Origin of the sequence: Pseudomonas sp. IPO3774 (assembly GCF_013386835.1) — a bacterium.
In the GTDB taxonomy this organism is placed as follows: domain Bacteria; phylum Pseudomonadota; class Gammaproteobacteria; order Pseudomonadales; family Pseudomonadaceae; genus Aquipseudomonas.
Genome location: NZ_JACAQY010000008.1, coordinates 146,375 through 171,393, shown reverse-complemented (window position 1 = coordinate 171,393; position 25,019 = coordinate 146,375). Strand labels below are relative to the sequence as shown.

Below are 25,019 nucleotides of genomic sequence, written 5' to 3'. Positions count from 1 at the left end.
CTGATCACACCTCCTCGAATAAAAGAAAGACTTACGCTTTGCGGCGTAAGCCTTTTTTGTACTGCGTGCTCTACCGGCCCGTTATCAAACGGAAAGTTCGCGCAAAGCCGCCGTCGCCAGGAACCCAGAGCGCGAGGCATAGCGATGGTCTTTTTGCACTCGCTCATCGATACGATTCAAAAGTTGCTCAGGCAGTGAGGCGTTGAACCTGACTGACTTGCCCAGGTAAGGAGTGAGATCAAAGTCGATCACCGCCCACACGCCACCCGCAAAGTCCGGATTCTCCAAATGGACGTCGACCTCTCTAGCCTGAGGAAGCCGCTCCTCATCAGCAACCAATCCCTCGAGGTGCAGCGCTAAAGCTTCGCGAACATTATCCAGAGCTTCGGAAAAGGTTGTGCCCGCAGAAAAGCAACCTGGCACGTCCGGGACGGTCACGCTGTAATCTGAATCAGCGCCTTTATGCATCACCACAGGGAATTTCATTTTTCATCCTCTGAATGAACCGCCTGGGGCTCACTCAACAGATCAGCAACGTGTTCCCCCATAGTGCCTTTCAGCTTACCAACGCATCAACAATGCCTTGCGCCGTACCCAGCAACGGCGCATCCCCTCTGAACGCCCCAATTACCTGCAACCCCACCGGCAACTCCCCTTCCCCACGCATCACCGGTACATTCACCTGCGGCAAGCCAAACGCGCCCCAGAACTTGATGAAGTCCGACGGGCCCGTGGTCGCCAACCCCACCGGCGCCAGCATCCCGCAGGAAACACTCAACATCGCATCAAACGGCTGGCAGATTTGCGCGAGCTGCGGGGCGAGTTGTGCGAGGCGTGCCTTCGCAGCCGACTCCTGTTCCCAGCTTGTAGCCTTCGCACGCTCAATCATGGCCAACGTCGAATCACTGAGTAACTCAGGCTGAGACTGAAACTCCTTGGCCAATGAACGGGCACCTTCGCAATTGTTGATCAACTGGTGATCGTCGAATACTCCGTCGAACGCTTCAGGCAACACGACCTCACTGACAAGAGGCCCCAACCGGGCAACCACTCGTTCAATAGCCTCGGCCACCATCGGCTGCACATCCGACCAGCGAGAGGTACGGCAGAAACCAAGCCGCAAGGGCCGACGCCCCGCCTCAACAGCCGGAAACCCCGGGATCAATACCCGTGCCACCCGCTCAAGATCACGCACCGAACGCCCATACCAGCCCACCGTATCGAAGCTCGGCGCCAGGGGTTTCACGCCTTCCAGCGAGACCAGTCCAAACGACGGTTTGAAGGCAAACAACCCGCAATAAGCCGCAGGCTTGAGCAACGACCCCGCCGTTTGGGTACCCAACGCCAACGGGAAAAAACCGGCCGCCATCCCCGCAGCAGAACCCGCGCTGGAGCTACCCGGAGTGCAGGACAAATCCAGCGGATTACGCGTCGGCCCCGTGTTCATGTAGGCAAATTCGGTGGTGTGGGTCTTGCCCATGATGATCGCGCCCGCCTGGCGTAGCAGCGTCACCACATGGGCATCCCGCGATGGACGATTACCCTGGTAAATCGGCGAATAGAATTCCGTTGGGTGGTCGGCGGTATCAAAGATGTCCTTGACCCCCACGGGCAAGCCCGCCAGCGGACCGGAACAGCCTTCAAGCTGCAACGCCTGCTCGCGCACCGCCTCAGCGTCGAAGGATACAAACGCCTGGATATCTGGTTCGTCGACACCTATGCGCGCAAGAAAGTGTTCAGCAACCAAAGCCGGCGTAATCGCCCCCGAACCCACCGCCTCGGCGATGCCCGTTGCATCCAGGCCATTCATCAAAGCGCCCTCACTTGGCAAACAACTGCCCAATGTCCTTGAACGCCTTGAACTCCAACGCGTTGCCGCACGGGTCAAACAGAAACAACGTCGCCTGCTCGCCCACCTGGCCTTTGAAACGAATATGCGGTTCCAACACAAACTGGGTATTGCGCGCCTGCAAACGCTCCGCCAACGCATGCCAATCATCCCAACTCAACACCACGCCAAAATGCGGCACCGGCACGTCGTGACCGTCTACCGCATTGGTGTGCGCCGCCTCTTGAGAAGCGGTTTTCGGGTGCTCATGAATCACCAATTGATGCCCGAAGAAGTCGAAGTCGACCCAGTGATCACTGGCTCGTCCCTCCTCCAACCCAAACACCTCACCATAAAACTGCCGCGCTGCCGCCAGGTCGAATACCGGAATTGCCAGGTGAAAAGGAGCCAGTGCCATCAGGTTTAACCTCTATGGGTATTAATTCCTTGCGAGTCTAGCCTTGCCGTAACCGATGGAAAGACGATAGTTTTCGCAGCGAGCTCAAATTATTTTGATCAATCGAGACGCCCATGCTGCGGGAACTGAAAACCTTTATCGCCGTTACCCGCCATGGCACGTTCGCCGCAGCGGGCATGCATATCGGGCTGACGCAGTCGGCGGTAAGCGCGCAGATTCGCCAGTTGGAGCAGGTGCTCGGCGTGCAGCTGTTCGACCGCACCGGGCGCCAGGCCACATTGAATGCGGCGGGCATCCGCGCGCTGCCACTGGCCAAGGAGATTCTCGAGACGTTCAACCGCATGGCCGTGCCGGTGGATGCCAACGAATACCGTGGCGAATTGAAAGTCGGCGCCATCACCACCGCCCAGACCGGGCTGCTGCCCCAGGCCCTCGTGCGCTTGCGCCAGGCTGCGCCGACGGTCGAATGCAAATTAGTGCCAGGGGTTTCCCTGGAGTTGCTCAGCCAGGTAGACGCAGGCGAGCTGGATTCGGCGATCATCATTCGCCCGCCCTTTGATTTGCCCAAGGAACTGCACGTACAGGTGCTGCGCAAGGAGCCGTTTGTGTTGATCGTGCCGCACACGGTCAAGGGTGATGACCCGCTGCAACTGCTCGCCGCTCATCCTCACGTGCGCTACGACCGGGCTTCGTTTGGCGGGCGGCTGGTCAGTCGCTTTCTGCGGGATCAGCGGCTGGACGTGCAAGTGGCGCTGGAACTGGACGAGATTGAGGCGCTGGTCAAAATGGTCGAATGCGGCCTGGGCGTTTCACTGGTTCCCCACGCCGGACTATGGCTGGACCGATCCCCGCAGGTGCGTGTCATCCCGCTGGGCGAGCTGACCTTTAACCGGGAAATCATCTTGCTGAGCCGCTACAGCCAGCGCAACCTTCCGGTGCCACAACTCTTTGCCCGATGCCTGCTGGCAGACACGATCTAAGACGCAAAAAAAAGCCGCACATCCGTGCGGCTTTTTCACGCCCTATTTCTTGGGCAACGCGTAGGCAATCACATAATCCCCACGGTCCGGCGACTGTCGCGCGCCGCCAGCGGTGAGCACGATGTACTGCGTGCCGGTCTTGGGCGACACGTAGGTCATCGGCCCCGACTGGCTACCCACCGGCAGCCGTGATTTCCAGATCTCGTTGCCGTTGCCGGTGTCGAAAGCGCGCAGGTAGAAGTCCTGGGTGCCGGCGAAAAACAGCAAGCCGGACTGGGTGGCCAGGGACGCGCCGAGGGTCGGCATGCCGATTGGAATCGGCATGTGCATGCGGATGCCCAGCGGCCCGGTGTCTTCAACCGTGCCCACCGGCACTTGCCACATCAGCTTGTGGGTTTTCAGGTCGATGGCCGACAGGGTGCCGAACGGCGGCTTCTGACACGGAATGCCAGCCGCCGAGAGGAAGCGCTCGCGCATTGCACCGAATGGCGTACCTTCTTGCGGCACCACGCCCATTTCGATGCCACTGGCACCGGCGGCGATCTTGTCGCGCGGGATCATGTAGTTGGCCAAACCCAGGCGCATGTCGTTGACGAACATATAGTGGGTATTCGGGTCCACTGACACACTGCCCCAGTTCATCCCCCCCAGCGAACCCGGGAATTGCAGCGCGCGGTCCAGGCCTGGCGGCGTATAGACGCCCTGGTGGCGCATGCCTTTGAACTGGATGCGGCACATCAACTGGTCAAACGGCGTGGCGCCCCACATGTCGGATTCGGTCAGTTGCTGATTGCCGATCGAAGGCATGTCCACCGAGAACGGCTGGGTCGGCGAATAACGTTCGCCGGGCACATTGCCCTGGGGCACCGGGCGCTCTTCTACCCGGGCGATGGGCACGCCGGTTTCGCGGTTGAGCAGGAAGATTTCACCTTGCTTGGTGACTTGGGCCAGTGCCGGTTGCACGCCGCCGTTGCCATCCGGAATGTCGTAGAGCAGCGGCTGTGCCGGCAGGTCAAAGTCCCACAGGTCGTGGTGAGTGGTCTGGAAGTGCCAGCGCACCTGGCCGGTCTTCACGTCGATGGCGACGATGGAAGAGCTCCACTTGTCGTCATAGGCGGTACGTTCACCGGCGAAGAAGTCCGGGGTGGCGTTACCGGTGGGCAGGTAGACCAGGCCGAGCTTGGCGTCGTAGGACATGGCCGACCATACGTTCGGCGTGCCACGGGTGTAGGTCTCTCCTGCAGGTGGGCGTTTGGTGGTGTTCGGGTTGCCCGGATCCCAGGCCCACACCAGTTCGCCGCTGTGCACGTCAAAGGCGCGCACCACGCCTGGCGGTTCACCGGTGGAGAAGTTGTCCGCCACGCGTCCACCCACGATCACAACATTTCCCGCCACCAGTGGCGTCGAGGTTTGCTGGTAATAACCGGGCTTCACTTCGCCCATGTCGGTCTTCAGGTCGACGGTGCCGTGGTCGCCGAAGTCTTCGCAAGGCGCGCCGGTTTCAGCATTGATCGCAATCAACCGGGCATCGCCGGTCGGCAGAAACAGACGTTTCACACAGGCTTTGGCGCCGGCGGGTTGCTCGCTGGCACTGCTGTCGAAATACCCCAGGCCACGGCAACGCTGCCAGTTGGGGCCGCTGCCCTGGGGATCGAATTTCCAGCGTTGGGCACCGGTATCGGCGTCCAGGGAAAACACTTTGCCGTAGGCGGTGCACACGTAAACGCTGTCACCGATCTGCAGCGGGGTGTTCTGGTCTTCGGCACCGGCGCCATTGCTCTCGGGGATGTCGCCGGTGTGGAAGGTCCAGGCCACCTGCAACTTGTCGATGTTGCCTTTGTTGATCTGGTCCAGCGCGGCAAACCGATTGCCGGCGGTGGTGTTGCCCCAGTGGGCCCAGTCTTTTTGCTCGGTGCCCGGCGTTACCGCAGTCACCGCAGGCTCACTGCTGGCCTTGACCACGTGGGTCGGTACAAACATGTACGCCAGGGTGGCGACCACGCCCAGGCCCAGCAGCCCGGCAACGCCATAGGCGCCGCGCCCGGGTGTCGATCCCGAAGCGCGGGCGAGCTGTGGATAAATCAGCGCGACTACCAGGCCGATGACGGCGAAGGTCAGGACTCGCGAAACCAACGGCCAGTATTCCAGACCGGTATCCCACACCGCCCAGATCGCAGTCAGCACCAATGCCACGGCGTACAGCCATGCGCCCTGAGGCCGGCGTTTGGCGATCAGCACACCAGAGACCAGCATCGCCAGGCCCATCAGCAGGAAATACCAACTGCCGCCCAGCACTACGAGGTAACCGCCACCGCCTGCCAAACCCAGGCCGATCAAGGCGATCAGCAGGCCCAGCCCAACCAGCAACCATCTGCTGCCGGTGGCAGCCCCAAAGTTATTCATCGCGCAAACGTCCTTCCTGTATACCTAACGCAAAATAATGTACCAAACAGTTACTTTTCACAATCTGGCACAAAATAATGTGTTCGATCAGCGGCGAAAATAAATTCCCGGCCGGGCGGGCAGTATCGCCAGGACCGAGCCTGTAACATGCTCGCCCATTGATGCCCGCGCCGGAGAACACCTTGCCCGCCTCTCACCCTCCCGTCCTCGATGAAATCGATCGCCAGTTGATCGCCGCCTTGCAGATCAACGCGCGTGAAAGTGTGGCCATGCTTGCCCGGCAACTGGGCATCGCGCGCACCACCGTCACCTCACGCCTGGCGCGCCTGGAAAAAACCCAGGTGATTACCGGCTATGGCGTGCGCCTCAGCCAGCGGGTGGTGGATGGTGGTTTGCAGGCCTACGTGGGGATCACCGTGCAACCGCGCTCCGGCAAGGAAGTGCTGCGCCGGATCAGTACCATGGCGCAGGTTCAGCAGTTATGTGCGGTAAGCGGCGAGTTCGATTACGTGGCCTGGCTGCGCACCGATTCGCCGGAACAGCTGGATCAACTGCTGGACCAGATCGGCAGCGTCGACGGCGTGGAGAAGACCACCACCTCGATCATCCTCAGTAACAAACTGGATCGCGGCCAACCAATCTGACCAGCAAGATCGTCACTCTGACTAAAAACAATTCAATCCGACGACACATTGCGTCTTATTAACGAACGCTACGCTCCCTAGAATGGCTGCCATCTTTTCCTATACTCAGCGGGTCGCGCCCCGCCGAGCCGCCAGCAAGGTCAGCCATGAGCATTCCTTCCAGCACCATCAGCAAGACCAATCGCCACCCGGCAAACGGCAAGAAGCCCATCACTATCTTTGGCCCGGACTTCCCGTTTGCCTTTGATGACTGGATCGAACACCCGGCGGGCCTGGGTAGCATTCCGGCGGCCAACCACGGCGCCGAAGTGGCGATCGTCGGCGCCGGGATTGCCGGGCTGGTAGCCGCCTATGAGTTGATGAAGCTGGGCCTTAAACCCGTGGTGTATGAAGCCTCGAAAATGGGTGGCCGCCTGCGCTCCCAGGCGTTTGAAGGCGCCGAAGGCATCATTGCGGAACTGGGTGGCATGCGTTTCCCGGTGTCCTCCACCGCGTTCTACCACTACGTCGACAAACTCGGGCTGGAGACCAAACCCTTCCCCAACCCGCTGACGCCGGCTTCCGGCAGCACGGTCATCGACCTCGAAGGCCAGACGCACTACGCACAGAAACTCGCTGACCTTCCTGCACTGTTCCAGGAAGTGGCTGACGCCTGGGCCGACGCCCTGGAAGCCGGCTCGCAGTTCGCCGATATCCAGCAAGCCATCCGCGACCGTGACGTACCGCGCCTGAAAGAGCTGTGGAATACGCTGGTTCCGTTGTGGGACGACCGCACCTTCTACGACTTCGTGGCGACCTCCAAAGCGTTCGCCAAGTTGTCCTTTCATCACCGCGAAGTGTTCGGCCAGGTCGGCTTTGGCACCGGCGGCTGGGACTCGGACTTCCCCAACTCGATGCTGGAAATCTTCCGCGTGGTGATGACCAACTGCGACGATCACCAGCATCTGGTGGTCGGCGGCGTCGCCCAAGTGCCCATGGGCATCTGGCGCCATGTGCCGGAGCGTTGCGCCCACTGGCCCGAAGGCACCAGCCTCAGTTCCCTGCACAACGGTGCGCCACGGGCCGGGGTCAAGCGCATTGCCCACGCCCCGGACGGCCGTTTCGCCGTCACCGACAACTACGGTGACACCCGCGAATACGCCGCCGTGCTGACCACCTGCCAGAGCTGGCTGCTGACCACCCAGATCGAGTGCGACGAAACCCTGTTCTCGCAAAAGATGTGGATGGCCCTGGACCGCACCCGCTACATGCAGTCGTCGAAGACCTTCGTGATGGTCGACCGGCCATTCTGGAAGGACAAGGATCCGGAAACCGGCCGCGACCTGATGAGCATGACGCTGACGGATCGCCTGACCCGCGGCACCTATCTGTTCGACAACGGTGACGACAAGCCGGGGGTGATTTGCCTGTCCTACTCCTGGATGAGCGATGCGCTGAAAATGCTTCCGCAACCCATCGAGAAACGCGTGAAGCTGGCTCTGGATGCGCTGAAGAAGATCTACCCGAAAGTCGACATCGCCGCGCGGATCATCGGCGATCCGATCACCGTGTCATGGGAAGCCGACCCGCATTTCCTCGGTGCTTTCAAAGGCGCACTTCCCGGCCACTATCGCTATAACCAGCGGATGTACGCGCACTTCATACAGAAGGACATGCCGGCGGAGCAACGCGGTATTTTCATTGCCGGTGACGACGTGTCCTGGACCCCGGCGTGGGTTGAAGGCGCCGTGCAAACCTCGCTGAACGCGGTGTGGGGCATCATGACTCACTTCGGTGGCAGCACTCACCCGCAGAACCCGGGGCCGGGGGATGTGTTCGACGAGATCGGGCCGATCGCACTGCCCGAGTAAGGAGTTGCCCATGCGTGTCGCCCTGTATCAATGCCCGCCTTTGCCGCTGGACGTGGCCGGCAATCTCAAGCGTCTGCATCAGTTGGCGCAAGAGGCCACCGACGCCGACCTGCTGGTACTGCCGGAGATGTTTCTCACCGGCTATAACATCGGCGTGGAAGCGGTCGGCGCCCTGGCTGAAACCCAGGACGGCCCCGCTGCCCAGTCCATCGCCGCGCTGGCGAAAAACTCGGGCGTGGCGATTCTGTATGGCTATCCGGAGCGCGGTGCAGACGGGCAGATCTACAACGCCGTGCAGTTGATAGACGCCAACGGCCAACGCCTGTGCAACTACCGCAAGACCCACCTGTTTGGCGACCTCGACAACTCGATGTTCAGCGCCGGGGACGATGATTTTCCGCTGGTGGAATTGAACGGCTGGAGGCTGGGTTTCCTGATTTGCTATGACCTGGAATTCCCGGAGAACACCCGGCGCCTGGCGCTGGCCGGGGCGGAGTTGATCCTGGTACCGACGGCCAATATGGTGCCCTTCGATTTCGTCGCCGATGTGACCGTGCGGGCGCGGGCGTTTGAAAACCAGTGTTATGTGGCCTACGCCAATTACTGCGGGCAGGAAGGCGAGATCCAGTATTGCGGGCAAAGCAGCATCGCCGCGCCGGATGGCCAGCGGATTGCCCAGGCCGGTCTGGATGAAGCGCTGATCGTGGGCACACTCGATCGGCAGTTGATGGTCGACTCACGCGCGGCCAATCGCTACCTGCTGGACCGGCGTCCCGAGCTTTATGGGGCGTTGCACAAGCACTGATCCGGCAGGTTTGCGCTAGCATAGGCACTTCCTACGTTTCGGAAGTGCTCATGCCTGCGCCGGCCCACCCTCATCACCTTCAATTGACCCTGGCCAGCGGCCTGCGGGTTTCCTTGCATCATGCGCCGCGCTTGAAGCGCGCCGCGGCTGCCTTGCGCGTTGCAGCGGGCAGCCACGATGTGCCCCTGGCGTGGCCGGGACTGGCGCATTTTCTTGAGCATTTATTGTTCCTGGGCACCGAGCGTTTTCCTGCAAGCGAAGGGCTGATGGCCTACGTCCAGCGCCAGGGTGGACAGGTGAATGCCAGCACCCGCGAGCGCACTACCGACTTTTTCTTTGAGGTGCCTGTTACGGCATTTGAAGCCGCACTGGAGCGCCTGGGGGACATGCTCGCCCATCCGCGCCTGGCCCTGGAAGACCAGTTGCGTGAGCGCGAAGTATTGCAGGCGGAGTTTATTGCCTGGTCGCAAGATGCCACGGCGCAACAGCAACAAGCGTTGCTGGGAGGTGTTGCGGCGGGTCATCCGTTGCGCGCGTTTCATGCGGGCAACCGGGATAGCTTGCCGGTAGAGCGTGAGGATTTTCAGCAGGCCTTGCGGGATTTTTATGAAGGTTTCTATCATTCCGGGCAGATGACCTTGAGCCTTGCGGGCCCTCAGTCGCTGGTGGAGCTGGAGGCATTGGCGCATCAGTTTGGCGCTGCGCTGAAGACTGCACCTCTGCGGCGACAGACGCCGGCGCCAGCGTTGCTGGCCGGCAATCAACGTACTTATCAACACACCGATGAACACCACTGGCATCAGGTGGTGGCAAGCGAGGCTTCCCCTGAGGCGCTGGATTTCCTCTGCCTGTGGCTGAACACTTCGGCGCCCGGCGGGTTGCTCGCCGAGTTGCAGTCGCGGCAGTTAGTCAGCGCCATTAACGCAACGGCGCTGTATCAATTTGCCGGACAGGCGTTGTTGGATATCAAGTTCACCCTGGACACTCAGGGTGCGCAGCAGACGACACTGATCGAAGAACTGCTGCACGACTGGCTGAGCTTTTTCGCACACAGTGACTGGGCGCCCCTGCGGGAAGAGCACGCCTTGCTGCTTGCTCGCAAACAACAGGTCAGTGGTGCCCTGGCATTGGCCCGGCAGGACAAGGAACTGGTCCTGTCCGAGCAGAGCGCCAGCTCCCTCAAGACCCTGCTGGACTCGCTGCAATTGCCGCCGTCCCGGCACGCCTGGCAACTGCCGCCCACCAATCCGTTCCTGCAGCCGGCAGCCAGGGAAGAGCGCCCGGGGCTGATTCGCGGGCAAACCAGCGCCCATCGCGGCCTGCGCACGTTCGCCCAGGATCGCTCCCGTGGGCGAAAGGACTTTTCGGCGCTGACCTTCAGCCAGGCCTTGCCAGGCGACACAGATGAAGGCGCGCTCTACCTGCGCTGGCATCTGGATTCGCCGCTGGATGCAGAGCTTTTCCCACGGCTGCGTGAGAACGCCAGCCAGGCTGGCGTCCAGTTGTCTTTCGAGACAATCGGCGGTCACTGGCAGCTGAAGATGCTAGGGCTGCACGAACCCATGCCCGCGATATTGGAGGAAGTGGCACGCGAGCTGACCCGGCTCGACGAAAATGCCGGAGCGTCATCCTCCCCGGCGCCGGCAATGGCGATCCGGCAGTTACTCAAGGCATTGCCCGGGTATTGCGCCGACATCCCAGCTGCACAGCAGGTTGCTGGGCGAGACCGATGGTCAACCGCTCGCTGGCAAGGGCTCGCCGTGGGGCTGCCCGCCGCCTGCGAGACGGCGATAAAAAGTGCAGCCGGGAAACTGCCCGGCCAACCGCAAGCGGCTATCAGCGAACTGCCGTCAATCAGCAGCCAGCATCGTTGGCACGAAGTCAGGACCGATTCCAGCGACGCCGCGTTGCTGCTGTTCTGCCCGACAGCCACACGCTCCCTGGCGGACGAGGCTTGCTGGCGTCTACTCGCACATCTGGTGCAAGCGCCGTTCTACCAGCAACTGCGTGTTGAGCTTCAATTGGGCTACGCGGTGTTCAGCGACATCCGACAGTACAGCGGGCAAACCGGCCTGCTGTTTGGGGTGCAATCCCCAAGCGCGTCTCTTGCGCAAATACTTGATCACCTGCAGGCGTTCCTGAAGCAACTGCCCGCGCTGATCAACGCCAGCGAACTGTCGAACGATCTGGCCCGGCAATTTTCCCTCGACGCCCTACCCACTTCCCAAGCCGCTGAACTGCTCTGGCACGCGCACTTGGCAGGCCACCCGTCGGATTACATCCAGCAGCTGCAAGATTTCATCCAGACCCGCACCCGCGAGGATTTAATGGTAGCTGCACAGCAACTCGATGCTGCTGCAGGCGGATGGTGCTGTGTGGCCAATGGCGCTTGTGCCGCCGGCTCCTGGCAACGATCTGGCTGATCATTGCCGCTTCGGTAAAAGGCTTTTTCCCGCAGGACAGCGCTATCTTCAAAAGAAGTACGTAACATTCACATGCACACATCTGAACATCTCCGCTTGGAGGTGGACTATATGTATTACTTGGTAGTAAACGTCCCTTCCCTTCGTAGGAGTAAGAACATGACCTGGTCCAAACCTGCTTACACTGATCTGCGTATCGGCTTTGAAGTCACCATGTACTTTGCCAGCCGCTGATTGGCTTTGTATCGCAATGCAACGCCTCGGCTCGCCCGGGGCGTTTTTATTTTTGAGTTGTGTGTAATGGAGCGGCCATGTTTGTCCAGATTCTAGGTTCCGCCGCCGGCGGTGGTTTCCCGCAATGGAACTGCAACTGCGTGAACTGTGCAGGTTTTCGCGACGGCAGCCTGCGGGCCGAGGCGCGTACCCAGTCGTCCATCGCGATTTCCGATGACGGCGTGAACTGGGTGCTGTGCAACGCCTCGCCAGATATCCGCGCCCAGCTTCAAGGCTTCGCCCCGATGCAACCGGGCCGCGCGCTGCGGGATACCGGCATCAGCGCGATCATCCTGATGGACAGCCAGATCGACCACACCACCGGCCTGCTCAGCCTGCGCGAAGGCTGCCCGCACCAGGTGTGGTGCACCGACATGGTCCATGAAGACCTGAGCACCGGCTTCCCGCTGTTCACCATGCTGACCCACTGGAACGGCGGCCTGGCCTGGAACCGCATCGAGCTGGACGCCAGCTTCACGATCCCCGCCTGCCCCAACCTGCGCTTCACACCATTGCCGCTGCGCAGCGCGGCACCGCCCTACTCGCCTCACCGATTCGACCCACACCCGGGCGACAACATCGGCCTGATCGTCGAAGACCTGCGCACCGGCGGCAAGCTGTTCTATGCGCCGGGCCTGGGCAAGGTTGACGCACCGTTGCTGGAAATCATGGCCGGCAGCGATTGCCTGCTGGTGGACGGCACGATGTGGGACGACGACGAAATGCAGCGCCGTGGCGTCGGCACCCGCACCGGTCGCGAGATGGGCCACCTGGCACAAAACGGCCCCGGCGGCATGCTGGAAGTGCTGGAGCAGTTGCCCAAGCAGCGCAAGGTGCTTATCCACATCAACAACACCAACCCGATACTGGATGAAGACTCGCCCGAGCGAGCCGAGCTGCTGCGACGCAATGTGGAAGTGGCGTACGACGGCATGAGCATTGAATTGTAGGAGCGAGCCAAATGACTGACACACCGCTGACCACCGCCGAGTTCGAACAGGCCCTGCGCGCCAAGGGCGCCTTCTACCATATCCATCACCCGTATCACGTGGCGATGTACGAAGGCCGCGCCACCCGCGAGCAGATCCAGGGCTGGGTCGCCAACCGTTTTTATTACCAGGTGAACATTCCCCTCAAGGACGCCGCGATCCTGGCCAACTGCCCGGACCGGGAGATTCGTCGTGAGTGGATCCAGCGCCTGCTGGATCACGACGGCGCTCCCGGCGAAGACGGCGGCATTGAAGCCTGGTTGCGCCTGGGACAGGCCGTCGGCCTCGACCCGGATCAACTGCGCTCCCAGGAGTTGGTACTGCCGGGCGTACGATTTGCGGTAGACGCCTACGTCAACTTCGCCCGCAGGGCCAGCTGGCAGGAAGCCGCCAGCAGTTCCCTGACCGAGTTGTTCGCCCCGCAGATCCACCAGTCGCGCCTCGACAGCTGGCCCCAGCATTACCCATGGATCGACCCCGCCGGCTACGAGTATTTCCGCACCCGCCTGGGCCAGGCTCGCCGGGATGTGGAGCACGGTCTGGCCATCACCCTGCAGCACTACACCACCCGCGAAGGCCAGGAGCGCATGCTGGAAATTCTCCAGTTCAAACTGGACATTCTTTGGAGCATGCTCGATGCAATGAGCATGGCTTATGAACTGAAACGCCCGCCGTATCACAGCGTGACCGATCAGCGTGTATGGCATAAGGGGATCACCCTATGAGCTTCGATCGCAGCAAAAAACCGACCTGGCGCCAGGGCTATCGTTTCCAGTACGAACCGGCGCAAAAAGGCCATGTGCTGCTGTACCCGGAAGGCATGATCAAGCTCAACGACAGCGCCGCCTTGATCGGTGGCTTGATCGACGGCGAGCGCGATGTCAGCGCAATCATCGCCGAGTTGGACAAGCAGTTCCCTGGCGTGCCCGAGCTCGGTGAAGACATCGAGCAATTCATGGAGGTTGCCCGTGCTCAGCACTGGATCGAACTTGCCTGACCTGCCACCCAAGCCGGAAATCGGCCTGCCGCTCTGGTTGCTGGCCGAGCTGACCTACCGCTGCCCGCTGCAATGCCCGTACTGCTCCAATCCGCTGGATTTCGCCGAGCAGGGCAAGGAACTGAGCACGGAACAGTGGATCAAGGTATTTCGTGAAGCCCGGGAAATGGGCGCTGCGCAACTGGGGTTTTCCGGCGGTGAGCCGCTGGTGCGCCAGGACCTCGCCGAACTGATCGCCGAGGCGCGCAAGCTGGGTTTCTATACCAACCTGATCACCTCCGGCATCGGCCTCACCGAGCAGAAGATCAGCGACTTCAAGAAGGCCGGCCTGGACCATATCCAGATCAGTTTCCAGGCCAGTGACGAGCAAGTGAACAACTTGCTGGCCGGCTCGAAAAAAGCCTTCGCACAAAAACTCGAAATGGCCCGGGCAGTGAAAGCCCATGGCTACCCGATGGTGCTGAACTTCGTCACCCATCGGCACAATATCGACAAGATCGACCGCATCATTGAGCTGTGCATTGCCCTGGAAGCGGACTTTGTCGAGCTTGCCACCTGCCAGTTCTACGGCTGGGCCCAGCTCAATCGGGTCGGCCTGTTGCCGACCCAGGAACAGCTGGTGCGCGCCGAACGCATCACCAACGAATACCGCGCCAAGCTCGAAGCCGAAGGCCACCCGTGCAAGCTGATATTCGTCACGCCGGATTACTACGAGGAACGCCCGAAAGCCTGCATGAATGGCTGGGGCAGCATCTTTCTGACAGTAACGCCGGACGGTACTGCCCTGCCGTGCCACGGAGCCCGACAGATGCCGGTGCAATTTCCCAACGTGCGCGACCACAGCATGCAACACATCTGGTACGACTCGTTCGGCTTCAACCGCTTTCGCGGCTACGACTGGATGCCCGAGCCGTGCCGTTCATGCGATGAGAAGGAAAAGGACTTCGGCGGCTGCCGCTGCCAGGCGTTCATGCTGACCGGAGATGCCAGCAATGCTGACCCGGTGTGCAGCAAATCGGAGCACCACGGCATGATCCTCCAGGCCCGCGAAGAAGCGAAGCACGCCACCCAGACCATTGAGCAACTGGCCTTTCGCAATGAGCGCAACTCACGGCTGATCGCGAAAGGCTGAGGTCTTTTAGCGTTTGGCGATGATGTACACCGCGTGCACGATGCCGGGAATGTAACCGCACAAGGTCAGCAGGATGTTCAGCCAGAACGCGCCAGCGAAACCCACTTGCAGGAACACACCCAGTGGCGGCAGCAGAATAGCGATGATGATGCGAATGATATCCATGGGTTCAGCTCCAGAAAATCGGCTCGTGTGAGCCGTACAAGCTAATCGACCTTGGCCGTTGGTAAGGGTTCAGTGGGATCTGGCACTCAGCCATCGTCTAATTCGCGGACAAAAAAACGCCCCCAGCCAAAAGAATCAGGCTGGAGGCGCCGCGTATACCGCGAGACGGTTCAGGAAATATGGGGCTTAAACGGCAATGCCCTTGCGGCATTGCAGCTGTGCAGTGCGCACCCGGGAGAAGGCACGGGCCAGACGCAGGAGCATTTCGTCGACGTTGCTTTTGCTCAATGTGAGCGCCGGGGTGAAGCGCAGGCAATCGGGTTGCGGCGCGCTCAGGATCAGGCCTTCACTGAGCGCGGCCTTTACCACGGCATCTGCCGAATCCTCCGACAGAGTCAGTCCCCACATCAGGCCCTGGCCGCGCAGTTCACCCTGGTCATAGCGATGCGCCAGGCGGGCAAGCCCTTCGCCCAGGTAAGTGCCGACCTCGCAGACGTGTTCAAGAAATCCGTGGTTCAGCACCGTATCAAGCACCGCCACACCGGCGGAAGCCATCAGCGCGTTGCCGTGGTGGGTGCCTTCCAGCTCACCCAGCTCAAAACAACACGCTTTGCCCCGTGCCAGCAACGCCGCCAGCGGCACACCGCCCCCCAAGCCCTTGCCCAGGGTGATGATGTCGGCGCGAACGCCATAGTGCTGTTCGGCGAGCAACGTGCCACAACGGCCGGTGCCGGTTTGCACTTCATCAAGGATCAACAGAATTCCCAGCTCACGGCACAGACGTTCGACACCCTTGAGGTAATGCTCGGTCGCGGGAATGACGCCGGCATCGTTCTGGATCGGTTCCAGCATGATTGCCACGGTTTGCGCATCCACCGCCGCGTGCAGCGCCGGCAGGTCGTTGAACGGCACGTGGCTGAAGCCTGGCAACTGGGGCTCAAAACGGTTTTCACTGGCGGCTGCCGAGGCCGACATCGCGGCAAAGCTGCGGCCATGGCAACCGTTGCTCGCGGTGATGATGCGATAGGCGCCGCCACGGTGCAGTTGGCCCCATTTGCGCGCCAGCTTGATAGCCGCTTCGCAGGCTTCGGCGCCGCTGTTGAGCAGGTAGGCCTGGTCGCTGCCGGTGCGATGGCACAGGCGGTCGGCGAGGTTCAGTTGAACGCGGTTGTGCAGGCTGTTACCGGGATTGATCAGCGATTGGGCCTGATCGGCCAGCGCCTTGGTCACTGCCTGTGGGCTATGGCCCAGGCTGTTGGCGCCGCCACCCTGGCTGAAGTCGAGATAGGCGCGGTCTTCGCTGTCCCACAGCCAGGAGCCCTGGCCGCGTACAAACACCTGGGGCGGGCGAGCCACGCTGGGCATCAGGCAATCGCTGGAAAGATCGTCTCGCAGAGCCGGGGTCTTCGCCTCGAGGATCAGATCATCCAGGCTGGGGGCGGGGCGACGCAGGTTGAACAGGTTCATGGATGAACCCCTTTGGCAATCGCACCTTGGTCGGTATTACCGATAAACCCATGGCGGAGGTTTTTTGCCTTGCCTATGCAAACACCGTCAACATAAACACTACTCATCTTGCTTTCCGGCCCTGTAAGCCCTGTGAATAGGCGCTAGACTAGGCGCCTTGGGGGCACTCGGCCATTTCGATTTTCCAGCATTTTCGATAAGCATTACTTATGGATTTCAAGCAACTGCGTTATTTCGTCGCGGTGTACGAAGAAGGCCATGTGGGGCGGGCAGCGGAGCGCCTGTCGATCTCCCAGCCAGCTTTGTCGCAGCAGATTCGCCAGCTCGAGCAAAACCTTGATGTGAGCCTGTTCGAACGCAGCAGCAAGCGCCTGCTGCCGACCCTCGCCGCCCACACTTTGTATAACCACGCCCTGCCCTTGCTCGACGGTATGCAGCACGCGGTGGAAGCACTGCGCAACTTCAAGGGCCAGGCACTGCGCACCTTGGCGATCGGCGTGCTGCAAACCGTGCACACCAGCCTGGTGCCGCAGATGCTCGAACGAGTGCGCAAGGCCCAGCCGCACCTGGTCGTACAGATCTACGAGCTGACCGGGATGGAAATCGAACGCCGGCTGCTCAACGGCTCGCTGGATATCGGCATCAGCTACCTGCCGCCACGCCAGCCGGGGCTGCACGGCGTGCTGCTGTATGAAGATGAACTGAAGGTGGTCATCCCGGCTGATCACCCGCTGCGGGAATTCAAGAAAGTCTCCCTGAAGCAAGCCGCCGAGTTACCCATGTTGCTGCTGGGGGAAGAGTTTCAGGTGCGCCAGATATGGCAAGGTCAATTGGCCAACCTGGGCCGACGCCCGCAAGTGCAGGCCGAGTTGAATACGATGGCGGGGATTCTCGACAGCCTGCCCCACACCAAGCTGGCGACGGTGCTTCCCGGACGCTCCCAGGATGAACACAACAGCAAGGCGTTGCTGTGGAAACCCTTGAGCGAACCACGGGTGCCGTTGAAAGTGGGGTTGGTGTGCCGGGATGTGCAGCGCCAGCAGGCGACGCTGGAATTGTTGCGCACGCTGCTGGAAGACGTGATGAACGCGCCCGCCTGACTTTTTCGCAGGCAAAAGAAAACCCCGCCGAAGCGGGGCTTTGCAGACTGTTTCCCTGACATCCATTTCACTCCGCCTTCCTGGCAGAATCCTACGTGTCCGTGTTGTTGCTTTGCGCTTCCTGCGCGACGTCCATGTGAAGTAGATTATCCGTGGATCCAATTTGGCGATAGAGGACGAATAGCAGCACGTCATGTAAGAGAATGCTTACACGCCCTCCAAGTCCTTAGAACAGTGCTTCATCCAGCAAGAACAGCGATTCGCTACCGGCTTTTACCGAGGCGCTGAGGGACGCGATCCGCGGCAGCAAGCGCGCAAAGTAGAAACGCGCGGTGCCCAGCTTGCTCGCGTAGAAGTCTTCCTGAGCCTCTTTACCCAGAGCCGCCTTGGCCATCAGGGCCCACATGTAGGCATAAGCCATGTAGCCGAACGCGTGCAGGTATTCCACGGATGCCGCGCCGATTTCATTCGGGTTGGATTTGGCGCGGTCCAGCAGCCAGGCGGTCAGTTCGTCCAGGTCATCCACGGCCGCGTTCAGCGGCTTGGTGAATTCGGCCAGTTCGGCGCCGGCAGTGGCGGTGAAATGGCGGATCTCATCAGCGAACAGCTTGTAGAACGCCCCACCGCTGCCGACGATCTTGCGTCCCACCAGGTCCAGGGCCTGAATGCCGTTGGTGCCTTCGTAGATCTGGGTGATGCGCACATCACGCACCAGTTGCTCCTGGCCCCATTCGCGAATGTAGCCGTGGCCGCCGAAAATCTGCTGGCCGTGCACGGTGGTTTCCAGGCCCAGGTCGGTCAGGAACGCCTTGGCAACCGGGGTCAGCAGAGCAACCAGATCGTCCGCGCGTTTGCGGACGGTGGCGTCTTCGCTGAACTTGGCGGTGTCGAGCTGCATCGCCACATAGGTGGAGAACGCACGGCCACCTTCGTTCGAGGCTTTCATGGTCAGCAGCATGCGCCGCACGTCCGGGTGGACGATGATTGGGTCAGCGACCTTGTCCTTGGCTTTCGGACCGGTTGGCGAACGGCTTTGCAGGCGGTCGCGCGCATATTCGATAGCGTTCTGATAAGAGCGCTCACCGGAGGCCAAGCCCTGGATGCCCACACCCAGGCGCTCGTAGTTCATCATGGTGAACATCGCGGCCAGGCCACGGTTAGGCTCGCCCACGAGGTAGCCCACGGCTTCGTCGAAGTTCATCACGCAGGTCGCAGACGCCTGGATGCCCATCTTGTGTTCGATGGAGCCGCAGGTCACCGGATTGCGCGCCCCCAGGCTGCCGTCGGCATTGACCATGAACTTGGGCACCAGGAACAGCGAAATACCCTTGGGACCCGCCGGTGCGTCCGGCAGCTTGGCCAGCACCAGGTGGATGATGTTCTCGGTGAGGTCGTGCTCGCCACCGGTGATGAAGATCTTGGTGCCGCTGACCTTGTAGGAACCGTCTGCCTGAGGCTCGGCCTTGGTCCGAATTATCCCAAGGTCAGTGCCGGCATGAGGTTCGGTCAGGCACATGGAACCGGCCCACACGCCGGAGTACATATTCGGCAGATAAGTGGCCTTGAGCTCTTCACTGGCGTGGGTGTTGATCGACACGCAGGCGCCGGAGGTCAGCATCGGGTAGAGGCCGAAGGCCAGGCCCGAGGAGTTGATCATCTCTTCTACCTGGGCCGATACTGCCTTGGGCATGCCCATGCCGCCGTACGCCGGGTCGCCGCCAACACCTACCCAACCGCCTTCAGCGTAGGTTTTGTAGGCGTCCTTGAAGCCAGCCGGGGTGAAGACCGCGCCATTCTCCCAGCGGCAGCCTTCTTCGTCGCCGCCGCGGCTGAGCGGGGCGACGGTCTTGGAGGTGACTTTGCCGGCTTCTTCGAGGATTGCCTCAACGGTCTCGGCGTCGACGGTTTCTGCCAGCGCGGGCAGTTGGGCCCAGAGTTTGGCGACCTCGAAAACTTCGTTGAGGACGAAGCGCATATCGCGCAGCGGCGCTTTGTAGTCAGCCATGGCAAACCTCGTGAGAACTTTAACGTTATTCGGGTGGGGTCGGTTTTACAGACCCCGAGTGTAACCGAACAACTTTTGTGACACATAGGGTCTGCTTGTGACCAACAAGTATTTTACGGTCACTAAAGCGCAAACAGCTCCGCCGGCAGACTCATCAGGCACTCACTGCCCGCCTCCACCGCCGCCCGGTGCGCGGCCGTGCGCGGTAGCAGGCGCTTGAAGTAGAACTCGCAGGTCGCCAGCTTGCCTCGGGCGTAATCGGCATCACCGCTACCGCTGTCCAACTGCTCCTGCGCCACCAGCGCCATGCGCAGCCATAAGTAGGCAAGGATGATGTAGCCGCTGTACATCAGGTAATCCAGGGCTGCAGCGCCGACTTCATCCGGGTTTTTCATGGCTGCCATGCCTACCTTGACCGTCAGCTCACCCCACTGCTGATTCAACTGGTTGAGCTGAGCCACATGGGCCTTGAGTTGCGGATGTTCGGCGTTGGCCGCGCAAAACTTGTGGACGATTTTGGTAAAGCCGCGCAGCAGCTTGCCCTGGCTGCCGAGCACCTTGCGCCCGAGCAAATCCAGGGCCTGGATGCCGTTGGTCCCTTCATAGATCGGCGCAATCCGGCAATCGCGAACCAGTTGCTCCATGCCCCATTCACGAATGAAGCCATGGCCACCGAACACCTGCATGCCGTGGTTGGTCACCTCCAGCCCGGTTTCGGTCATGAACGCCTTGCAGATCGGCGTAAGGAAGGCCAACAGGTCTTCGGCTTCCTGGCGTTGCCCCTCGTCGCCACTCAGGTGTGCTGTATCGAGCAACTGTGCCGAGAAGTAGGTCAATGCGCGGTTGCCTTCATTGAAGGCTTTCATGGTCAGCAACATGCGCCGCACATCCGGGTGGACGATGATTGGATCAGCGGCTTTTTCGGGTGCCTTGGCGCCGGTCAGCGAGCGCATCTGCAAGCGGTCGTTGGCGTACTTGATCGCACCCTGGAAGCTCGCTTCCCCCAGGCAAAGGCCCTGCATGCCGGTGCCCAGGCGCGCATGGTTCATCATGGTGAACATGCAGTTGAGGCCCTTGTTCGCCTCACCAATCAGGAAACCCCGGGCGCCATCGAAGTTCAGCACGCAGGTGGCCGACGCCTTGATGCCCATCTTGTGCTCGATGGAGCCGCAACTCATCGTGTTGCGCTCGCCCGAGTCGGCATGGAACTTGGGCACGATAAACAGCGAGATTCCCTTGGTGCCGGCCGGCGCATCCGGCAGCTTGGCCAGCACCAGGTGGATGATGTTGTCACTCATGTCATGCTCGCCGGCCGAGATGAAAATCTTGCTGCCGGTGACTGCATAACTGCCGTCGGCCTGCGGGACGGCGCGGGTCTTGATCAGGCCCAGGTCGGTGCCGCAATGGGCTTCGGTCAGGCACATGGTGCCGGTCCACTGGCCCGCGGTGAGTTTTCTCAGGTAGGTGTTTTTCTGCTCTTCAGTGCCGTGGGCACGGATCGCCGACATCGCACCGTGGGTCAGGCCGGGGTACATGCCCCAGGACGTATTGCTGGAGGAGATCATCTCCGCGAGCACCAGGCCCAGGGACATTGGCAAGCCCTGCCCGCCGTAGGCCGGGTCAGCCGCCAAACCGTGCCAGCCGCCTTCCACGTACTGCGCGAAGGCTTCCTTGAAGCCCTTGGGCGTGGTCACCACACCGTTGTCGAAATGGCAGCCTTCTTCATCGCCGGAGCGGTTCAACGGCGCCAGGACGTTTTCGCAGAACTTCGCACCTTCCTCGAGGATTGCGCCGACCATGTCCGGGCTGGCATCGCTTGCACCCAGCGCGGCGTAATGGCCGTGGAAGTCAAAGACGTGATCGATCAGAAAGCGCATGTCGCGCAGGGGAGCTTTATAGTCAGGCATGGCAATGTCTCCGGCAGCAGATGCCTTCAACCTACTGCCGCACGGCCCACCGGACAATCACTGTAGGGCCGCTGAATACACCACCATCACTCAACCGGCAGCGCTGTCCATGCGGACCGCGCCGCGGCGGGTCTGCCCCGCAGCGACCACGCAGTTACGCCCCGCACCCTTGGCGTTGTACAGCGCCTGGTCGGCGGATTTGAGCACTTCTTCAGGGCTGCGCTGCTCGGCCTGGCGTTCGGCCACGCCGATGCTGACGGTCACCGACACGCTGGAAGCGCCATTGCCTACACGACGCTGGCGCCCCTGCTGGTCGTCGTGGGGACGGTCCGGGTTACGCAGCTTGATGTCGTAGTTGGCGATGATTTCGCGGATCTCTTCCAGGTGCGGCAGGCATTCATCCAGGGTCTTGCCGGCGAATACCACGGCAAATTCCTCACCGCCATAGCGGTAGGCCCGGCCGCCGCCGTTGACCTTGGACAGCTTGCTGGCGACCAGGCGCAGTACCTGGTCGCCCACGTCGTGGCCATGGGTATCGTTGAAACGCTTGAAGTGATCGACGTCGCCCATGGCCAGCACATAATTGCGCCCCAGGCGCTGCATGCGCTCATTGAGCGCGCGGCGGCCCGGCAACCCGGTCAGCTCGTCACGGAAGGCCATTTGATAAGCCTCGTGGGCCACCCCGGCAGCAATCATCAGCATCACCTGGCTGCACATGATGTTCAGGGTGAACGGCAGGATGAACGTCTGCGGCAACATCCAGAACAACCCCAGCAACCCTACCAACTGCGCGGCGTGCAGCGGTCTTGGTTGATACCAGTACTGCGCGGCCAGGGTCACAAAACCAATCAGGAACATCGGATAGGACAGCTGGATCAGGCTCATCCAGCGTCCATGCAAGGCGGGCCAGCGAATTTCGGCCAACCAGCTCAACAAGGCATGGGGGAAACTTTGTTCAAGGGCAAGTGCCACGCTGCCTACCGCAAACAGCACCGCGCAGCGTGCGATGAAGTCGCGAAACAGGTGGGTTTTTTCTTGCCAGACCGCGTAGATGCCGAACAGCAACGGTAACAACAGGCAACACAGATGGAAGACCACGGCCGCGTCGTCCCGCACGCGACCGTTATCGCGGTAGTAATCGGTCTGGGTATCCAGCAGGAAATAGACCACGTACACCGTGATCATCAGGAACAGCTCTCGCTGGCGCCGGTAGACCGCGCAGTACGAGCCGCCCAGCAGCAGCACGAGGGTCGGCAGCACATTGAACAGTGAAGTGAAGAACACATTGAGATCCTTCACATACGCAGCCGAGAGCCCCGCCAGCAGTAAAAGCAGTGAAGGTAAAAAATGACTGAAACGTACAGCAGACGCGCGCGACAAGGGTAAAGCTCCGACCCACAAAAAAAAGATGGCACAGTGCCTTCACTGATCACAGTTAAGCACATTCAATGTGATGCGTATCACATTGCCATCACTGTAACGGCCGCTCGGAGCAATCCCTGAGTGCGGTACTGTGGTTTTTTATCGCGCAAAAAAAACCGCCGCTCCCGAAGGAGTGGCGGCTTTTGAAGCGAACTGGCCGAGGCTTAGTAGCCCAGGTCGAAGTTCTCTTCTTTCATGTCCATCAGGTTGTTGGCGCCCGACAGCATGGTTGCAACGTGGGTGCGGGTACGCGGCAGGATGCGCTGGAAGTAGAAGCGCGCAGTCTGCAGCTTGGCGGTGTAGAAGCCTTCTTCGCTGGTGCCGGCAGCCAGTTTCTCGGCGGCCAGGCGGGCCATGTCGGCCCAGAAGTAAGCCAGGCAGGCATAACCGGAGTACATCAGGTAATCCACCGAAGCGGCACCGACTTCTTCGCGGTCTTTCATGGCCGCCATGCCGACCTTCATGGTCAACTCGCCCCACTCTTTGTTCAGTGCCGCCAGCGGTGCAACGAATTCCTGTACGGCTTCGTTGCCTTCGTTGGCCTGGCAGAACTTGTGGACGATCTTGGTGAAGCCCTTCAGCGCTTCGCCCTGGGTCATCAGCACTTTACGGCCCAGCAGGTCTAGGGCCTGAATGCCGGTGGTGCCTTCGTACAGCATCGAAATGCGGCTGTCGCGAACGTTCTGCTCCATGCCCCACTCGGCGATGAAGCCGTGGCCGCCGTAGATTTGCACGCCGTGGTTGGCGGCTTCAAAACCGACTTCGGTCATGAACGCCTTGGCAATCGGGGTCATGAACGCCAGCAGTGCGTCAGCCTGTTTCTTGGCTTCGTCGTCAGTGCCGTACTTGACCACGTCAACCTGCTTGGCGGTGAAGTACACCATCGCGCGGTTGCCTTCGGCGAAGGCTTTCATGGTCAGCAGCATGCGGCGCACGTCAGGGTGCACGATGATCGGGTCAGCGGCCTTGTCCGGCGCTTTCGGGCCAGTCAGGGAGCGCATTTGCAGGCGGTCGCGAGCGTATTTGAGGCCGCCCTGGAAGCCGATTTCAGCGTGGGACAGGCCTTGCAGCGCGGTGCCCAGGCGAGCGGTGTTCATAAAGGTGAACATGCAGTTCAGGCCTTTGTTCGCCGGGCCGATCAGGAAACCGGTGGCCGCGTCGAAGTTCATCACGCAGGTGGCGTTGCCGTGGATACCCATCTTGTGTTCCAGGGAACCACAGGACACCGCGTTGCGTTCGCCAATCGAACCGTCGGCGTTTGGTACGAACTTGGGAACGATGAACAGCGAAATGCCTTTGGTGCCAGCCGGTGCGTCCGGCAGGCGAGCCAGCACGATGTGGACGATGTTGTCGGCCATGTCGTGTTCGCCGGCCGAGATGAAGATCTTGGTACCGGAAACCTTGTAGGAACCATCAGCCTGAGGCTCGGCCTTGGTGCGCAGCATGCCCAGGTCGGTGCCGCAGTGCGGTTCGGTCAGGCACATGGTGCCGGTCCACTCGCCCGACACCAGTTTCGTCAGGTAAGCCTCTTGCTGCTCGGGAGTGCCGTGCTCGGAAATGGTGTTCATCGCGCCATGGGACAGGCCCGGGTACATGCCCCACGACCAGTTGGCTTCGCCGACCATTTCGCTGACCGCCAGACCCAGGGATTCCGGCAGGCCCTGGCCACCGTGCGCCACGTCGTGGGCCAGGCTTGGCCAGCCGCCTTCAACGAACTGTTTGTAGGCTTCTTTGAAACCGGTAGGGGTCTTAACGCCTGACTCGCTCCAGGTGCAACCTTCGATATCACCCACGCGGTTCAGCGGTGCCAGTACCTGCTCACAGAACTTGGCGCCTTCTTCGAGAATGGCGTCAACCATGTCCGGGGTAGCGTCCTGGCAAGCCGGCAGGCTCTGATAGTGCGCTTCATAGCCAAGCAGTTCGTCACGAACGAAGCGAATATCACGCAAGGGGGCCTTGTAGTCAGGCATAGCGATAAACCTCTGCTGATGTATCTGGGATGAACAACCGCGTGGATTGTTGTAGCGGTCAAACAGTTGTTTGAAACATACGTTTACGACCTATCCTTGTCAAGCGTCGTGCAAACGCCGTTTGTCATGACGCAGGTCAACGTCAGGCACGGCAAGGCCTGCAGCGAAATGCCGCATGACGATTCAGGGGGAAAAAGATTATTGAGCGGTGACGATCAATGTGGGAGCTGGCTTGCCTGCG

At 60.9% G+C, this 25,019-nt stretch carries 21 protein-coding genes; 11 read left to right on the top strand and 10 right to left on the bottom strand.

Annotated features, from left to right (window positions below; translation table 11 throughout):
• Nucleotides 1-84 precede the first annotated feature (84 nt).
• From HYE77_RS04380 to HYE77_RS04370, 3 genes are all read right to left on the bottom strand, one after another.
• A complete protein-coding gene (locus tag HYE77_RS04380) occupies nucleotides 85-486 on the bottom strand; it encodes a type II toxin-antitoxin system HicB family antitoxin (RefSeq protein ID WP_177022286.1) in 402 nt (133 codons plus the stop codon).
• Between the two features lie 70 nt (nucleotides 487-556).
• Nucleotides 557-1,810, bottom strand: coding sequence for an amidase (locus tag HYE77_RS04375; protein ID WP_177068455.1), 1,254 nt, complete (start codon nucleotides 1,808-1,810; stop codon nucleotides 557-559).
• Nucleotides 1,811-1,820: 10 nt separating this feature from the next.
• Nucleotides 1,821-2,246 (bottom strand): VOC family protein, encoded by a 426-nt coding sequence (locus tag HYE77_RS04370; RefSeq protein WP_003211024.1) that lies wholly within the window; start codon nucleotides 2,244-2,246, stop codon nucleotides 1,821-1,823.
• 113 nt (nucleotides 2,247-2,359) lie between these two features.
• Between HYE77_RS04370 and HYE77_RS04365 the strand changes: the two genes are divergently transcribed.
• The gene (locus HYE77_RS04365) at nucleotides 2,360-3,226 is read left to right on the top strand and encodes a LysR family transcriptional regulator (protein WP_177068454.1); all 867 of its coding nucleotides are present in this window, start codon (nucleotides 2,360-2,362) and stop codon (nucleotides 3,224-3,226) included.
• Between the two features lie 42 nt (nucleotides 3,227-3,268).
• On the opposite strand, the gene HYE77_RS04360 is transcribed toward HYE77_RS04365, so the two are convergent.
• The gene (locus tag HYE77_RS04360) at nucleotides 3,269-5,629 is read right to left on the bottom strand and encodes a glucose/quinate/shikimate family membrane-bound PQQ-dependent dehydrogenase (protein WP_177068453.1); all 2,361 of its coding nucleotides are present in this window, start codon (nucleotides 5,627-5,629) and stop codon (nucleotides 3,269-3,271) included.
• Nucleotides 5,630-5,790: 161 nt separating this feature from the next.
• Here HYE77_RS04360 and HYE77_RS04355 point away from each other — a divergent pair, with 161 nt between their 5' ends.
• The 9 genes from HYE77_RS04355 (at nucleotide 5,791) to pqqE (ending at nucleotide 14,742) form a co-directional block, all read left to right on the top strand.
• On the top strand, nucleotides 5,791-6,273 hold the full coding sequence (locus HYE77_RS04355; protein WP_134327417.1) for an Lrp/AsnC family transcriptional regulator: 483 nt from the start codon (nucleotides 5,791-5,793) through the stop codon (nucleotides 6,271-6,273).
• 167 nt (nucleotides 6,274-6,440) lie between these two features.
• Entirely contained in the window at nucleotides 6,441-8,123 is a 1,683-nt protein-coding gene (locus HYE77_RS04350; RefSeq protein WP_177035403.1) for an NAD(P)/FAD-dependent oxidoreductase, read from the top strand.
• Nucleotides 8,124-8,133: 10 nt separating this feature from the next.
• Nucleotides 8,134-8,928, top strand: a complete 795-nt coding sequence (locus tag HYE77_RS04345; protein ID WP_177068452.1) for a carbon-nitrogen hydrolase family protein — start codon at nucleotides 8,134-8,136, stop codon at nucleotides 8,926-8,928.
• A 50-nt stretch (nucleotides 8,929-8,978) separates the two neighbouring features.
• A complete protein-coding gene (gene pqqF / locus HYE77_RS04340; protein WP_177068451.1) occupies nucleotides 8,979-11,351 on the top strand; it encodes a pyrroloquinoline quinone biosynthesis protein PqqF in 2,373 nt (790 codons plus the stop codon).
• Nucleotides 11,352-11,510: 159 nt separating this feature from the next.
• Nucleotides 11,511-11,585 (top strand): pyrroloquinoline quinone precursor peptide PqqA, encoded by a 75-nt coding sequence (gene pqqA, locus HYE77_RS04335; RefSeq protein WP_003194766.1) that lies wholly within the window; start codon nucleotides 11,511-11,513, stop codon nucleotides 11,583-11,585.
• 77 nt (nucleotides 11,586-11,662) lie between these two features.
• On the top strand, nucleotides 11,663-12,574 hold the full coding sequence (gene pqqB, locus HYE77_RS04330; RefSeq protein WP_003211040.1) for a pyrroloquinoline quinone biosynthesis protein PqqB: 912 nt from the start codon (nucleotides 11,663-11,665) through the stop codon (nucleotides 12,572-12,574).
• 11 nt (nucleotides 12,575-12,585) lie between these two features.
• Nucleotides 12,586-13,338: a pyrroloquinoline-quinone synthase PqqC gene (pqqC, locus tag HYE77_RS04325; RefSeq protein ID WP_003211042.1), complete on the top strand. Its 753-nt coding sequence runs from the start codon at nucleotides 12,586-12,588 to the stop codon at nucleotides 13,336-13,338.
• Nucleotides 13,335-13,610 (top strand): pyrroloquinoline quinone biosynthesis peptide chaperone PqqD, encoded by a 276-nt coding sequence (gene pqqD / locus HYE77_RS04320; protein WP_003211043.1) that lies wholly within the window; start codon nucleotides 13,335-13,337, stop codon nucleotides 13,608-13,610. Before pqqC ends, pqqD begins: the two co-directional genes overlap by 4 nt.
• Nucleotides 13,603-14,742 carry a pyrroloquinoline quinone biosynthesis protein PqqE gene (gene pqqE / locus HYE77_RS04315; RefSeq protein ID WP_177068450.1) on the top strand — a complete coding sequence of 380 codons (1,140 nt, stop codon included), beginning with the start codon at nucleotides 13,603-13,605 and terminating at the stop codon, nucleotides 14,740-14,742. Before pqqD ends, pqqE begins: the two co-directional genes overlap by 8 nt.
• A gap of 6 nt (nucleotides 14,743-14,748) precedes the next feature.
• Here the strand turns inward: pqqE and HYE77_RS04310 are convergent, their stop codons facing one another.
• Nucleotides 14,749-14,907, bottom strand: a complete 159-nt coding sequence (locus HYE77_RS04310) for a YqaE/Pmp3 family membrane protein (protein ID WP_003211049.1) — start codon at nucleotides 14,905-14,907, stop codon at nucleotides 14,749-14,751.
• A 186-nt stretch (nucleotides 14,908-15,093) separates the two neighbouring features.
• Nucleotides 15,094-16,374: an aspartate aminotransferase family protein gene (locus HYE77_RS04305; RefSeq protein ID WP_177027976.1), complete on the bottom strand. Its 1,281-nt coding sequence runs from the start codon at nucleotides 16,372-16,374 to the stop codon at nucleotides 15,094-15,096.
• Nucleotides 16,375-16,583: 209 nt separating this feature from the next.
• On the opposite strand from HYE77_RS04305, the gene HYE77_RS04300 reads away from it, so the two are divergent.
• The gene (locus HYE77_RS04300) at nucleotides 16,584-17,474 is read left to right on the top strand and encodes a LysR family transcriptional regulator (protein ID WP_003211052.1); all 891 of its coding nucleotides are present in this window, start codon (nucleotides 16,584-16,586) and stop codon (nucleotides 17,472-17,474) included.
• 226 nt (nucleotides 17,475-17,700) lie between these two features.
• On the opposite strand, the gene HYE77_RS04295 is transcribed toward HYE77_RS04300, so the two are convergent.
• From HYE77_RS04295 to HYE77_RS04280, 4 genes are all read right to left on the bottom strand, one after another.
• Nucleotides 17,701-19,479, bottom strand: a complete 1,779-nt coding sequence (locus HYE77_RS04295; protein ID WP_102604398.1) for an acyl-CoA dehydrogenase C-terminal domain-containing protein — start codon at nucleotides 19,477-19,479, stop codon at nucleotides 17,701-17,703.
• Nucleotides 19,480-19,601: 122 nt separating this feature from the next.
• Nucleotides 19,602-21,386, bottom strand: coding sequence for an acyl-CoA dehydrogenase C-terminal domain-containing protein (locus HYE77_RS04290; RefSeq protein WP_177068449.1), 1,785 nt, complete (start codon nucleotides 21,384-21,386; stop codon nucleotides 19,602-19,604).
• 90 nt (nucleotides 21,387-21,476) lie between these two features.
• On the bottom strand, nucleotides 21,477-22,766 hold the full coding sequence (locus HYE77_RS04285) for a diguanylate cyclase (RefSeq protein ID WP_177027977.1): 1,290 nt from the start codon (nucleotides 22,764-22,766) through the stop codon (nucleotides 21,477-21,479).
• A 206-nt stretch (nucleotides 22,767-22,972) separates the two neighbouring features.
• Nucleotides 22,973-24,778: a phenylacyl-CoA dehydrogenase gene (locus HYE77_RS04280; RefSeq protein ID WP_087694738.1), complete on the bottom strand. Its 1,806-nt coding sequence runs from the start codon at nucleotides 24,776-24,778 to the stop codon at nucleotides 22,973-22,975.
• Between the last annotated feature and the right edge of the window lie 241 nt (nucleotides 24,779-25,019).